Raw genomic sequence first — 14,742 nt, forward strand, 5'->3', positions numbered from 1 at the left:
CCCCGGCTGACGAACAGATGCCGGACGAGATCGACGACATGGACGTGGCCGACCTGATCCGCATGACACAGGAGAACTTCTCGTGAGCGATCCGCAGCACACCCAGGTCGTTGCGGCATTGCGCGACGCGCTCAAGGAGGTGCGCCGGCTCCAGGGCGTCATCCGCGCCGGCACGGAGCCCGTCGCGGTCGTCGGCATCGGCTGCCGCTTCCCCGGCGAGGTGGCGTCACCGGACGACCTGTGGCGGCTGCTCGTGTCCGAAGTGGATGCTTTGGGACCGTTTCCGCGCGACCGGGGCTGGGAGGTCGACGGTGTCGGCGGATTCCTCTCCGACCCGGCCGGTTTCGATCCCGTCTTCTTCGGCATCTCACCACGCGAGGCGCTGGCGATGGATCCACAGCAGCGCCTGCTGCTCGAGACCACGTGGGAAGCACTGGAACGTGCGGGCATCGACGCGGAGTCGTTGCGCGGCAGCGACACGGGCGTGTTCATCGGCACCAACGGCCAGGACTACGCCGAGCTGCTGCGACGCAGCCCGCGCGACGCCGACGGGTACCTCGTGACCGGCACGGCGGCGAGCGTCGTGTCCGGCCGCATCGCTTACACGTTCGGGTTCGAGGGCCCGACCAGCACCGTCGACACCGCCTGTTCGTCGTCGCTCGTCGCCGTGCACCAGGCCGTGCGCGCACTACGCGACGGAGAGTGCGGGCTCGCCGTGGCGGGTGGCGCCACGGTGATGGCGACACCCGCGGTGTTCACCGAGTTCGGCAGGCAGCAGGCGCTGGCCGAGGACGGCCGGTGCAAGCCGTTCGCCGCCGCCGCCGATGGAACCGGCTTCTCCGAAGGTGTCGGGGTGCTGGTGCTGGAGCGGCTGTCCGATGCCCGGCGGCTCGGGCATCCGGTGCTCGCCGTCGTGCGCGGGTCGGCGGTCAACTCCGACGGCGCGTCGAACGGGCTCACCGCACCGAACGGCCCGTCACAACAACGCGTGATCCGCGCAGCGCTCGCGTCCGCAGGTCTGTCCACTTCGGACATTGATGCCATCGAGGCGCATGGAACTGGCACCGTGCTCGGTGACCCGATCGAGGCCGACGCCCTGATCGCCACCTACGGGCAGGACCGTTCGTCGCCCGTATGGCTGGGCTCGGTGAAGTCGAACCTCGGGCACACCCAGGCCGCGGCCGGCGTGGCGGGCGTGATCAAGATGGTGCTCGCGCTGCGCCACGGCGTGCTGCCGCGAACCCTGCACGTGGACGAGCCGACACCGAAGGCCGACTGGTCGGCGGGCGCGGTGCGGCTGCTGACCGAGGCGCTCGAATGGCCCGCGATCGACCGGCCGCGCCGTGCTGCCGTGTCCGCGTTCGGCGTGAGCGGCACCAACGCCCACGTGATCTTGGAGCAGGCGCCTGTGGATAACTCCATTTCGGGGCCGGAATTGTCAGACCGCCGCGATACGATTGGAGTGGGGACCTCGTTCCCCCCTTGGGGGGAAACGCCGCTCGCGTTTTCGGCGAAATCCGCGGTCGCGCTGTGCTCCAGCGTAGATGCGATCAAGGCGGTGGACGCCGATCCGCGCGACGTCGCCGCCACGCTCGCGCGGCGTGCCGTGTTCGACCACCGCGCGGTGCTGCTCGGCGACGAGCTGATCACCGGACGGGCGCGGCCGGGGCGCGTTGTGTTCGTGTTCCCCGGCCAGGGGGCGCAGTGGGCGGGGATGGCGACGGACCTGATGGCCGTGCCCGCGTTCGCCCGCCGGCTGACCGAGTGCGCCGAGGCGCTGAAGCCCTACGTCGAACTCGACCTGACCGAGATCCTCCGCGTCGACGTCGTCCAGCCGGCGCTGTGGGCGGTCATGGTGTCGCTCGCCGAGCTGTGGCGGTCGTGCGGCGTCGAGCCGGACGCCGTGATCGGCCACTCCCAGGGTGAGATCGCCGCAGCGGTGGTGGCGGGCGCGCTGTCGCTCGAAGACGGCGCCAGGATCGTGGCGTTGCGCAGCCGTGCGCTCACGAAGATCAGCGGCAAGGGTGGCATGATCGCCGTTCAGCGCGTGCCGGACGGCCTGCCCGGCACGGTGTCCGTCGCCGCCGTCAACGGCCCCGGCTCGTTCGTTCTCTCCGGCGAGGTCGAGGACCTCGACGGCAAGCTGATCCCCGTCGACTACGCCTCGCACTCCGCGCAGGTCGAGCCGCTGCGCGACGAACTGCTGGACCTCCTCATGGTCACTCCGGCCGCGTCACGCGTGCCGATGTACTCCACGGTCGAAAACCGCTGGCTCGACACGGCCCGGCTCGACGCCGACTACTGGTACCGCAACCTGCGGCACACCGTGCGGTTCGCGGACGCGGTCCGCGCCGTCCACGAACAGGGCCACGGCGTCTTCCTCGAGATCAGCCCGCATCCGGTGCTCACCTACGGCGTCGAGGAGACCGCACCCGACGCGGCCGTCCTGCACACGCTCCACCGCGATCACGGCGCCCCATCTGACTTCCTGCGCGCGTTGGCGCGGGCACACGTCGGTGGCGCGCGCGTCGACTGGTCGCGGTTCGTCACCGGCGGCCGGTTGGTCGACCTGCCCACGTATCCCTTCGAGCGGGCACGGTTCTGGGTCGACGCACCGCCGAGCGCGGGCGACCCGGCCGCGCTCGGACTCGGCGCCACCGGGCACGCCCTGCTGCCGGTGTCCGCCGAACTCCCGGACGGCCTGCTGTGCACCGGCAGCCTCTCCGGCCGGACCCATCCGTGGTTGATGGACCACGAGATCAACGGCACCGTGCTCGTCCCCGGCACCGCGATGCTCGAGCTCGCCGCCGAAGCCGGTCGCCGGGTCGGCTGCGGACGGGTCGAGGAGCTCGTCCTGCACACACCGCTGGCGGTCGAGGGCACGGTGCCGATCCAGGTCGTCGTCAGTGCGGCGGACGAACACGGGCGCCGTCCGGTGACCGTCCGTTCCTGCACCACGGAGTGGATCACGAACGCGAGCGGTGTTCTTGCGGCGCCTCTCCCGGAACCGGACGCCGACATCCCGCCGCACGGTGAACCGGTCGACGTCGACGACCTGTACGCGCGGCTCGACTTCGCCGGATACCGCTACGGCCCGGCGTTCCGCGGGCTGCGCGCGGCCTGGCGCACCGCCACCGGCGTCATCGCCGACGTGCGCCTGCCGGAGGGGTTCGGCAGCGACGGCTTCGGCGTGCATCCGGCGTTGCTGGACGCCGCACTGCACGCGGTGCTGCCGGCATCGGGGCAGGGGCGGATGCCGTTCGCCTGGTCCGGTGTGCAGATCCATGCCCCCGGTGCCGCGGAGCTGCGGGTTGTGCTGGTGCAGCGGGAAACCGACGAGGTTTCGCTGGTCGCGACGGATCCGTCCGGCAGGCTCGTGCTGGTCGTCGACAAGCTCGTGACCCGTCCCGCCGGCCGCGATCTCCACCACGTCAGCTGGCACCCGGTCAACGGCGACGGACTCACCGACTACGACGTCGACTACGACGTTGTGTGGTGCGACGACACCGATGTCCGTGCCGCTCTGTCCACTGTGCTCACCGCACTGCGCGACGAGCGCGAACGCCCGCTCGTCGTCGTGACCCGCGGTGCCGTCGCCACGACCGGCGGCGAGGACGTGCCGAACCTGGCCGGCGCGGCGGTGTGGGGACTGGTGCGGTCCGCCCAGACCGAACATCCCGGCAGGTACGTGCTCGTCGACGCCGATTCCGGCTCCGGCGAGATCGGCCCGCTTCCCGCGGACGAACCACAGCTCGCCTTGCGCGGCAACGGATTCCTGGTGCCGCGCTTGACACGTGTACCGCCACTGCCGTCTTCGTGGCGGATGGGCGTGACCACGCCTGGCACGCTCGACAACGTCACCGTGGTCGCGGCCCCGCGTGCGCCGCTGGCACCGCACGAGGTGCGGATCGCGGTGCGGGCGGCGGGCGTGAACTTCCGCGACGTGCTGATCGCACTCGGCATGTACCCGGAGCCGACCACCACGCTCGGCAGCGAAGGCGCCGGTGTCGTCGTCGAGCTCGGGTCCGAAGTGGACGATCTGACGATCGGTGACCGCGTGCTGGGACTCCTGCCTGGCGCGTTCGGACCGTTCGCCGTGACCGAACGACGCTGGCTGGCGCGGATGCCGGAAGGGTGGACGTTCGAGCAGGCGGCCGCCGTGCCGACCGCGTTCCTCACCGCCGCCTACGCGCTGCGAGACCTCGCGGAGGTACGTGCGGGCGAGTCGGTGCTCGTGCACGCCGCGGCGGGTGGCGTCGGCATGGCGGCCGTGCAGCTCGCCCGGCACTGGGGCGCCCGTGTTCTCGCCACGGCGTCGCCGGAGAAGTGGGAAGTCGTGCGCGGGCTGGGCGTCGAGGACGTCGCCTCGTCGCGCACGCTCGAGTTCGCCGACCTCTTTCCGCGGGTCGACGTGGTGCTCAACGCGCTGGCCGGTGAGTTCGTGGACGCCTCGCTGCGGTTGGTGCGGCCTGGTGGCCGCTTCGTCGAGCTGGGCAGGCGGGACCTGCGCGAGGTGTCCGATGTGGACTATCACGCCTTCGAGCTCACCGACGCCGGTGACCGGCTGACGGCGCTCCTGACGGAAGTGCTCGGCCTCTTCGAACGCGGTGTGCTGCGACCGTTGCCGATCACGACCTGGGATGTGCGCGACGCGCGGCAGGCGTTGCGGCACATGAGTCAGGCCAAGCATGTCGGCAAGATCGTGCTCACGGTGCCGGACGACCCGGACCGCGACGGCACCGTGCTCGTCACCGGCGGCACCGGTGTGCTGGGACGAGCCATCGCGCGGCATCTGGTGGGGCGCGGTTTCACTGACGTGCTGCTGCTTGGCCGCACCGAGACGAGCGAGAACTTCGGACCTGGCATCCGGACGGCCGTGTGCGACGTGGCCGATCGTGCGGCGCTGGCCGACGTGGTCGCGCGCCACCACGTCACCGGTGTCATACACGCGGCCGGTGTGCTGGACGACGCGACGGTCGACGCGCTCACCGGGGACCAGCTCGACGCGGTGCTGCGGCCGAAGGTGGACGGCGCGCGGAACCTGCACGAGCTGTGCGGTGATGCTGAAATGTTCGTGCTGTTCTCCTCGGCGGCGGGAGTCCTCGGCGCTCCCGGCCAGGCGAACTACGCCGCGGCCAACGCCTATCTCGACGGACTCGCGCACCACCGCCGGGCCCAGGGCCTGCCCGCCGTGTCGCTCGCTTGGGGGCTGTGGGAGCGCCGCAGCGCGATGACCGGCGCTCTGGACGACGCCGACCTCACCAGGATGGCCCGCCACGGCGTGGCACCACTGTCCGAGGACGAGTGCCTGGCTTTGTTCGACGAGGCGTTGACCGCGTCCGCGCCGGTCCTCGTGCCCGCGCGCCTGACCGGGTCCGGTGACGCGGCCGTGCTGCGGCCGCTCACGTCGCGACCCGTCCCGCGATCGTCCGATGTGGACACGCTCGAGCTGGTGCGCGCCGAAGCTGCGGTCGTCATCGGCCATGCGTCCGGCGCCGCGATCGATCCCCGCGCCACCTTCCGCTCGCTCGGGTTCGACTCGCTCACGGCGGTCGAACTGCGCAACCGGCTGAGCGCCGCGACCGGGCTCAGGCTGCCGCCCACGCTGGTGTTCGACCACCCGACACCGCTGGCGTTGAGCGACTTCCTGCGTGCCGCGCCGACGCGCGCTGAGGTGGCGCGGCCGGTGCCGACCGGCGACCCGGTGGTGATCGTCGGCATGAGCTGCCGTTATCCCGGCGACGTGACCTCGCCGGACGACCTGTGGCGGCTCCTCGTGGAAGCGCGCGAGGTGGCGCCCGCACCGGTCACCGGCCGCGGCTGGACGCAACAGCCACTGGGCCGGTTCCTGGACCGGGCAGGGGAGTTCGACGCCGCCTTCTTCGGCATCTCACCGCACGAGGCGACCGCCATGGACCCGCAGCAGAGGCTGCTGCTGGAGCTGTCCTGGGAGGCGCTGGAACGCGCCGGAATCGACCCGCACTCGTTGCGCGGCACACCCACCGGCGTGTTCGTGGGTTTGGCCGACCAGCATTACGTGCCGGCTCGGGTGGACGAACCGGCCGAGCTCGAGGGGTTCCTGCTCACCGGCAACACCAGCAGCGTCGCCTCCGGTCGCGTCGCCTACGCGTTCGGGTTCGAGGGGCCGGTCCTGACGGTGGACACGGCGTGTTCGTCGTCGTTGGTGGCGTTGCACCTGGCGGTGTCGGCGTTGCGGTCGGGGGAGTGCTCGCTGGCTCTGGCGGGCGGGGTGTCGGTGATGCCGACACCGCACCTCTTCGGAGAGTTCGCCCGCCAAGGGGTGCTCGCGTCCGACGGCCGGTGCAAGGCGTTCTCGGCCTCCGCGGACGGTGCGGGTTTCGCCGAAGGTGCCGGCGTGCTCGTGGTCGAACGCCTGTCCGACGCTCGCCGGCTCGGGCACGAGGTGCTGGCCGTCGTGCGGGGGTCGGCGGTCAACTCGGATGGTGCGTCGAACGGGCTGACCGCGCCGAACGGGCCGTCCCAGCAACGGGTGATCCGGGCGGCTTTGTCGGCGGCCGGTGTATCGACTTCGGACGTTGACGTGGTGGAGGCGCACGGCACGGGGACCCGGCTGGGTGATCCGATCGAGGCGTCGGCGCTGCTGGCGACCTACGGTCAGGACCGGCCGGACGCTCTGCTGCTTGGCTCGATCAAGTCGAACATCGGTCACACGCAGGCGGCCGCGGGTGTGGCCGGTGTGATCAAGATGGTGCTGGCGATGCGGCATGGTGTGGTACCCGCGTCGTTGCATGTCTCCGAGCCGTCGCCGCATGTGGAGTGGTCGGCGGGTGCGGTCGAGCTGGTGACGTCGGCGCGTTCCTGGCCTTCGAAGGGGCGGCCGCGTCGTGCGGCGGTGTCGTCGTTCGGCATCTCGGGCACGAACGCGCATGTGATCTTGGAATCCTCCGGCACGGGGATCCCCCCGTTTTCCAGCGTATCGAGTTCTGACAAGGATTCCGGTGCTGCTGGGGAAGCTGTGGACAACTCTGCGCCTGTGGACAACTCGCCTGTTGTTGATCTTCGCGGCGTGGAATTGTCGGTCTCCCGTGCGACGATTGGAGTGGGGACCTCGCTCCCCCCTTGGGGGGAAACGCCGTTTGTCGTTTCGGCGAAGTCCGAGTTCGCGCTGCGCGCGCAAGCCCGCCGGCTGCTCCAGGTCGAAGCGCGACCGCTCGACCTCGGCTATTCGCTGGCCACGACCCGAGCGGCGCTCGACCACCGCGCGGTCGTGCTGGGGCGCGACCGCGACGAGCTGACCGCGGGGCTGCGTGACCTCGCTGAGGGCACCCCGTCGGCCGCGGTGGTCACCGGCACGGCCGCGTTGCGGCGCACGGCGTTCGTCTTTCCGGGCCAGGGCGCGCAATGGGCGGGCATGGCCGAGGATCTGATGACGTTTCCCGCGTTCGCCGACTGCCTGCGCGAGTGCGAGGAGGCGCTGAGGCCACACGTTGAGCTCGACCTGCGCGACACGCACCGCGTCGAGGTCGCACAGCCCGCGCTGTGGGCGGTGATGGTGTCACTCGCGCGACTGTGGCGGTCGTTCGGCGTCGAGCCGGAGGCCGTGGTCGGCCACTCGCAGGGGGAGATCGCGGCGGCGGTGGTCTCGGGTGCGTTGTCGCTGGACGACGGCGCGAAGATCGTCGCGTTGCGCAGCCGGATGCTCGCCCGGCTCGCCGGCCGGGGAGCCATGCTGACGGTGGTGCTGCCGCCCGGCGACGTCGAGCCCTTGCTCGGTGCGGACCTCGCGATCGCCGCGGTCAACGGGCCCTCCACCGTCGTGGTGTCCGGTGATGTGGACGCGTTGAACCGCCTGCAGAAGATGCTGGGCGATCGTGGCGTGACCTGGTGGATGGTGCCCGGCAGCGTCGCGTCCCATTCCGCCCAGATCGACGACCTGCGCGACGAGCTGCTGACCGCGTTGCGCGACATCACGCCGCGCCGCGCGGACATCCCGTTCTGCTCCGGGCTGACCGGCGACTTCGTCGACAAACTGGACGCGCGGTACTGGTTCGACAGCCTGCGCGGAACCGTCCGGTTCGCCGACGCCACGACAGCACTGCGCCGCCGCGGGTTCGACGCGTTCGTCGAGGTGAGCCCGCATCCGGTGTTGATCGGGCCGCTGCACGACTCCGGCGCGGTCGTCGTGGAGACCCTGCGGCGCGAAGACAGCGGCCCGTCGCGAATGCTGAAGTCGCTCGCGCAGGCACACGTGCACGGCCTGCCGGTCGACTTCGCGCAGGTGCTGACGGGTGGCCGGCGCGTCGAGTTGCCCACGTACCCCTTCGAGCGAACGCACTACTGGATCCGCGGCGCGGACCCAGGCGCCTTCGACGACGCGGGCATCACCCGGCTCGCCGAACGGCTGGGGGTCGAGCGCGAACGGATCGTCGCCGCGCTGCGACAGGAGTCCGTTGTGGACGGATGGCGGCACGTGCTCACCTGGGTGCCGGTCAGTCCGGCGTCGCGTGCTCGCGGACGGTGGGTTGTGGTCGCGCCGGCCGGGCATCGGTTGTCGGCTGCCGTCGTCGCGGCGTTGCGTGACGCCGGGGCGCAGGTGCGGCTGGTGGAAGCCGGCACCGGCCGGCCCGAGTTCACCGCGATCGCCGAAGCGGACGCGGTGGTGTCACTGCTGTCCACAATGGAGGAACGGGTCGGGGCAGTTCCGCTGGGGCTGGCCATGACCCTGGATCTGCTCCAAGCCGTGGCCGGGATCCCGATCTGGTCCATCACCGAGGAAGGACGGACCGAGCAGGCTCCGGTGTGGGCACTGGGGTCGGTCGTGCGCAGAGAACACCCCCATCGATGGGGCGGCATGGTCGAACTGGCGCCCGACGCGGACATCTCCCTCCTGCCGTCCGTACTCGGCGGCGACGAGGACGAGGTCGCGATCCGCGGCACGGCCGTGTTCGCACGGCGCCTGCGCCGCGCCCCGCTGGCCGGACGCCCACCTTCGCGAGAGTGGCGGCCGACCGGAACGGTGCTGGTCACCGGCGGTACGGGTGCCCTCGGATCGCACGTGGCGCGGTGGCTCGCGGCTCGGGGCGCCGACGAGATCGTGCTGCTCAGCAGGCGCGGCGAGGCCGATCCCGCGCTGCTCGCCGAGCTCGGGGACCGGGCCGTGGTCGTCGCGTGCGACGTGTCTGACCGCGACGGGCTCGCCGAGGCGCTGAGCGGGCGACCGATCACGGCCGTCTTCCACACCGCGGCGGTGCTCGACGACGCGGTGCTCGACGACCTGACCGTCGAGCAGCTCGACCGCGCGCTCGCCGTCAAGGCGGTCGCCGCGCGCAACCTGCACGACCTGACGCGCCACCTCGACCTCAGCGCGTTCGTGCTGTTCTCGTCCCTCACCGCGGTGCTCGCCGACATCGGCCAGGGCGGATACGGCCCCGGCAACGCCTACCTCGATGCCCTCGCCCGCGAACGCCGCGCCCTCGGGCTGCCCGCCACATCGATCGGCTGGGGTCACTGGGACGGCGGCGGCATCGGCGACGGGCTCGTCGAGCAGCGGCTGCGCCGGTACGGGCTCGGCTCGATGCGTCCCGACGACGCGATCGAGGCGTTGCAGCAGGCGCTCGACCACGACGAGACCCACGTGCTCGTCGTCGACGCCGACTGGACGCGCTTCGACGACAACGGCTCGTTGTTGCGCGATCTCGTCCCGGCGCGGGCCGAGGACGACCCGGCGGATGCGTTGCGCCGCAGGCTGGACGGCGCCGACGCCGACAGTGCCCGTCGCGTGCTGCTCGACCTCGTGTGCGACCACCTCGCGGTCATCCTCGGGCACGCGTCCGGCAGGGAGATCGACGAGACACGCGCGTTCCGCGAGCTCGGCCTCGACTCGGTGACGGCAGTGGAACTCCGCAACCGGCTGTGCGCGGCGACCGGTCTGCGGCTGCCCGCCACGGTGATCTTCACCCACCCCAGTGCGCACGATCTCGCGGCGATGCTGTTCGACGAACTCGCGCCCGCCGTCGAGCCCGTCGACGAGCTGGACGTCGCCAGTCTGGTCCGCGCGGTGCGCGAGGACCTCGGTTCGCATGGAGGCCAGTCATGACCGACGTCCAGCTGGCCGAAGTGGCGCAGGCTCTGCGCGACTCCTACCGCGAGGTCAAGCGACTGCGCGAGGTGATCGCCTCGGCCGAGGAGCCGATCGCGATCGTCTCGATGAGCTGTCGTTTCCCAGGTGGAGTCACGACACCCGACGAGCTGTGGGCGTTGCTCGAAACCGGCGGCGACGCCGTGTCGACGGTCCCCGCCGACCGCGGGTGGGAGGTGACCGGCCATGGCGGGTTCCTCGACACCGCGGCCGACTTCGACCCCGACTTCTTCGGGATCTCACCGCGCGAGGCCCTTGCCATGGACCCGCAGCAGCGCCTGCTGCTCGAACTCGCCTGGGAGGCGCTGGAACGCGCCGGCGTCGAGGCGACATCGCTGCGCGGCAGCCGCACCGGCGTGTTCGTCGGCACCAACGGCCAGGACTACGCCGTGCTCGCCGAGCGGTCACCTGCCGCCGAGGGCTTCCTGGCGGTGGGCAACGCGGCCGCGGTGTTCAGCGGACGGATCGCGTACGCGTTCGGGCTGGAAGGGCCCGCGGTCACGATCGACACCGCGTGCTCGTCCTCGCTGGTCGCCCTGCATTCGGCGGTACGGGCACTGCGGGCGGGGGAGTGCTCGTCGGCGCTCGTCGGCGGCGTGACCGTGATGGCGACACCGCGCGCGTTCAGCGAGTTCCGGCGGCAGAACGGCCTCGCGTCCGACGGCCGCTGCAAGTCGTTCTCCGCCGCGGCGGACGGCGTGGGGCTCGCCGAAGGAGCCGGGATGCTCCTCGTCGAACGCCTTTCCGACGCTCGCCGGCTGGGCCACCCCGTGCTCGCCGTCCTGCGCGGGTCGGCGGTGAACTCCGACGGCGCCTCCAACGGCCTCACCGCGCCGAACGGGCTGGCGCAGGAGAAGGTGATCCGCGCCGCGCTCGCCGCCGCCCAGCTGTCCACTTCGGACGTTGACGTGGTGGAGGCGCACGGCACCGGCACGACCCTCGGTGACCCGATCGAGGCTGCGGCGTTGCTCGCCACCTACGGGCAGGACCGTTCGACGCCGGTGTTGCTGGGGTCGGTGAAGTCGAACATCGGTCACACGCAGGCGGCTGCGGGTGTGGCGGGTGTGATCAAGATGGTGCTGGCGATGCGGCATGGTGTGGTGCCCGCTTCGTTGCACGTCTCCGAGCCGTCGCCGCATGTCGATTGGTCGGCGGGTGCGGTCGAGTTGGCGACCTCGACCCAGGATTGGCCTTCGGCGGGTCGGCTGCGTCGTGCGGCGGTGTCGTCGTTCGGCATCAGTGGCACGAACGCGCACGTGATTCTTGAAGAGTGCCCTGTGGATAACTCCATTTCGGGCCCGGAACTGTCAGATCCTCGTGAGACGCTTAAGAAGGGGGCTTCGCGTCCCCTGGCGGGGGGCCAGGCGGAATCGATTCCGTGGTTGGTGTCGGCGAAGTCCGAGTTCGCGCTGCGCGAATACGTGGAGCTGATCAAGCGAGTCGACGGCGATCCGCGGGACATCGCGCACACGCTGGCCCGGCGCACCGCCTTCGACCACCGCGCCGTAGTCGTCGACGGCGAGGTCGTGAGCACGGGCCGTGCCGTCCGTGGACCGCTCGGCTTCCTGTTCGCGGGTCAGGGAACGCAACGCGCGGATATGGCCCGTGCGCTGTACGACGCGTTCCCGGCTTTCGCCCGCGCCTACGACGAAGTCCGTCGTCACGTCGACATCCCGGACCTCGACCCCGCCCAGACCGGTTACGCGCAGCCTGCGCTGTTCGCGTTGGAGGTCGCGCAGTTCCGGCTGCTCGAGTCCTGGGGCGTCCGGCCCGCCTACCTGATCGGGCACTCGCTCGGCGAGCTCGCCGCCGCACACTGCGCGGGAGTCTGGACCCTGTCCGACGCGGCGAAGATCGTCGCCGCACGCGCGGCGTTGATGCAGGCCTTGCCGCCGGGCGGCGCGATGGTCGCGGTGCGCGCGACGGAAACCGAGATCGAGCTCGTCGACGGAGTGTCGATCGCCGCCGTCAACGGACCCGGCTCGGTTGTGCTGTCCGGCGACGAGGACGCCGTGCTCGCCCTCGCGTCACGCTGGCAACACCGGCGCCTGAAGACCAGCCACGCCTTCCACTCCGCGCACATGGACCCGATTCTCGACCGGTTCCGCCAGGTCGTCGCCGAGGCCGAGTTCCACGAACCACGCATCCCCATCGTCGGCGCGGACCCGGCGAACCCCGAGTACTGGGTGCGGCAACTGCGCGACACGGTGCGGTTCGCCGACGCCGTCCGCTGGACCGCCGGCCACGGTGTGCGGACGTTCGTCGAGCTCGGCCCGGACGCGACGCTCTCCGCGCTGGCCCAGGAGTGCGGCGACGTCGCGACCGTGCCGATGCGGGACGACGCGATGGCGCGGCTGCCGGTCGACTGGCCCGCGCTCACCTCCGCGGGCCGCCTCGCCGACCTGCCGACCTACCCGTTCCAACGGCAGCGGTACTGGCTCGAGCCCACCGACACCGGTGACGTCCGCTGGGCCGGTCTGGACGCCATGAGCCATTCGCTGCTCTCCGCTTCGCTCGAGCTCGCCGAGGGCATCGTCATGACCGGGCGGCTCTCGGTGCGGACGCATCCCTGGCTCGCCGACCACGGCGTCTTCGGCACGATCGTCGTGCCGGGCACCGCGTTGCTCGAACTCGCACTGCGCGCCGCCGGTCAGATCGGCTGCGACACCGTCGACGAGCTGGTGCTGCACACCCCGCTCACACTGTCCGAAGAGGACGGTGTGGTCGTGAGGGTGACCCTGTCCGGGCACCGGATCTCGATCGACACGAGGCAGGACGGCCGGTGGACCCGCAACGCCGACGGCCTGGTGTCCACTTCCGCCGGCGAACCGGTCTCGTTCACCTGGCCGGACGACGCCGAGCCACTGCCCCTGGACGGCCTCTACGAACGCATGGCGGACAACGGCTTCCGCTACGGACCGGCCTTCCGCATGCTCCGCACGGCGGCTTGCTCGGGCGACGCGGTGTTCGCCGAGGCAGGACCTGTCGAGCCGGACGGAAGCGCGGTACACCCGGCCCTGCTCGACTGCGCCCTGCACCCGCTCGCCGTGGCCGGCCTGGTCACCCGAGGCAGCATGCCGTTCGAGTGGCGCGGCGTCACCGTGCACACCCCGCACGCCTCCGCGCTTCGCGTGCGGATCACCTCGATCGCCGACGACGCGGTCTCGCTCGTCGCGACCGACCAGCACGGGCGGCCGGTCGTCACCGTCCAATCCCTCACGCTGCGACCAGCGCAGGCTCCACGGATCCGCACGTCCGACGCGTTGTTCCGCCTGGACTGGCAAGCCGCGTCAGAACCGTTCACCGAACCACGACACGTCCTGCGCACGGACGACGTCCACGACGTCCTGTCCGCGTTGCGGGCGCACCTCGCCGAAGACACTCCGCTGGCAGTCGTCAGCTCGAACCCCTCCGTCCACGGCCTGATGCGCTCAGCGCAGTCCGAACACCCCGGCCGCTTCCAGCTCGTCGACACCGACGGACCGGTCCTCGTGCCCGCCGGAGAACCGGAGGCACGGGTCCGCGACGGCCACGTCACGGTGCCGCGACTGGTCCGCGCCACCGGGATCGACGGCGAACGACCCGTGCTCGACGGCACGGTCCTGATCACGGGCGGCACCGGCACTCTGGGCCGGCTCGTCGCGCATCACCTCGTCGCCGAGTACGGCGTGCCCCGGCTCGTGCTGCTCAGCCGCTCCGGCGGTGAGGCGCCCGACCTCGACGCGGACGTGCGGGTGGTTGCGTGCGACGCGGCCGACCGCGACGCGCTCGCCGCCGTGCTGGAGGACATCCCCGACCTCGTCGGAGTCGTGCACGCCGCTGGTGTGCTCGCCGACGCTACGATCGAGTCGCTGACCGCGGAGCAGTTGGACGAGGTCGCGCGCCCCAAGATCGACGCGGTACGCAACCTGCACGACCTCACGGCCGGGTTGCGGATGTTCGTGCTGTTCTCCTCCGCGGCCGGCGTCGTCGGCGCACCGGGGCAAGGCGCTTATGCCGCGGCGAACGCGTTCCTGGACGAGTTCGCGCGCGAGCGTCGCGCGCAGGGACTCCCGGCCATCTCGCTGTCGTGGGGCTGGTGGGCTCGGCGCAGCGGCATGACCGGTGGTCTCGGCGACACCGATCTCGCCCGTCTGCGCCGCACCGGCGCCGTGCCCATGTCGGACGAGGACGCGCTGGCGCTGTTCGACGCCGCCTTGCGCGCCGGCGAACCGCACCTCGTGCCCATGCGGCTCGACCTCGCGGCGCTGCGCACCCGGCCCGTACCACCGCTGCTGCGCGCGCTCGTGCGTCCTGGCCGGCAACCGGAAGCCCCGCCGGAGAACACCCTCGATCTCGTCCTCACCGAAGTCGCGACCGTTCTCGGGCACACCCGCGCGGTGGACGCCGACCGCACGTTCGCCGACCTCGGCTTCGACTCGCTCACCTCCGTCGAACTGCGCAACCGGCTGGGCGAGGCGACCGGAACCCGGCTCGCCGCTACCATCGTCTTCGACCACCCCACTCCTCGCTCCCTCGCGGAGTTCCTCGCCGGAGCGACACCGGAACGGTTCACAGTCGAGTCCGAAGTGGACGATCCGATCGCGATCGTCGGCATGGCGTGCCGCTACCCCGGCGGGGTG

The 14,742-nt window shown here is 71.5% G+C and carries 2 protein-coding genes (1 of these 2 running past the window's edge); both read left to right on the forward strand.

Annotated elements, in window-relative coordinates:
• Positions 1-82: 82 nt before the first annotated feature.
• Entirely contained in the window at positions 83-10,078 is a 9,996-nt protein-coding gene (locus tag QSK35_RS00700) for a type I polyketide synthase (RefSeq protein WP_285741204.1), read from the forward strand.
• On the forward strand, positions 10,075-14,742 hold the start of the coding sequence (locus QSK35_RS00705) for a type I polyketide synthase (RefSeq protein WP_285741205.1). The gene runs 16,788 nt beyond the window's last position; 4,668 of the gene's 21,456 nt are visible here — the first part of the coding sequence; it begins with the start codon at positions 10,075-10,077; its stop codon lies beyond the right edge, outside the window. The genes QSK35_RS00700 and QSK35_RS00705 overlap by 4 nt, the downstream gene beginning before the upstream one ends.

This window comes from Lentzea sp. NBRC 105346 (genome assembly GCF_030269605.1).
Classification (GTDB): Bacteria; Actinomycetota; Actinomycetes; order Mycobacteriales; family Pseudonocardiaceae; genus Lentzea.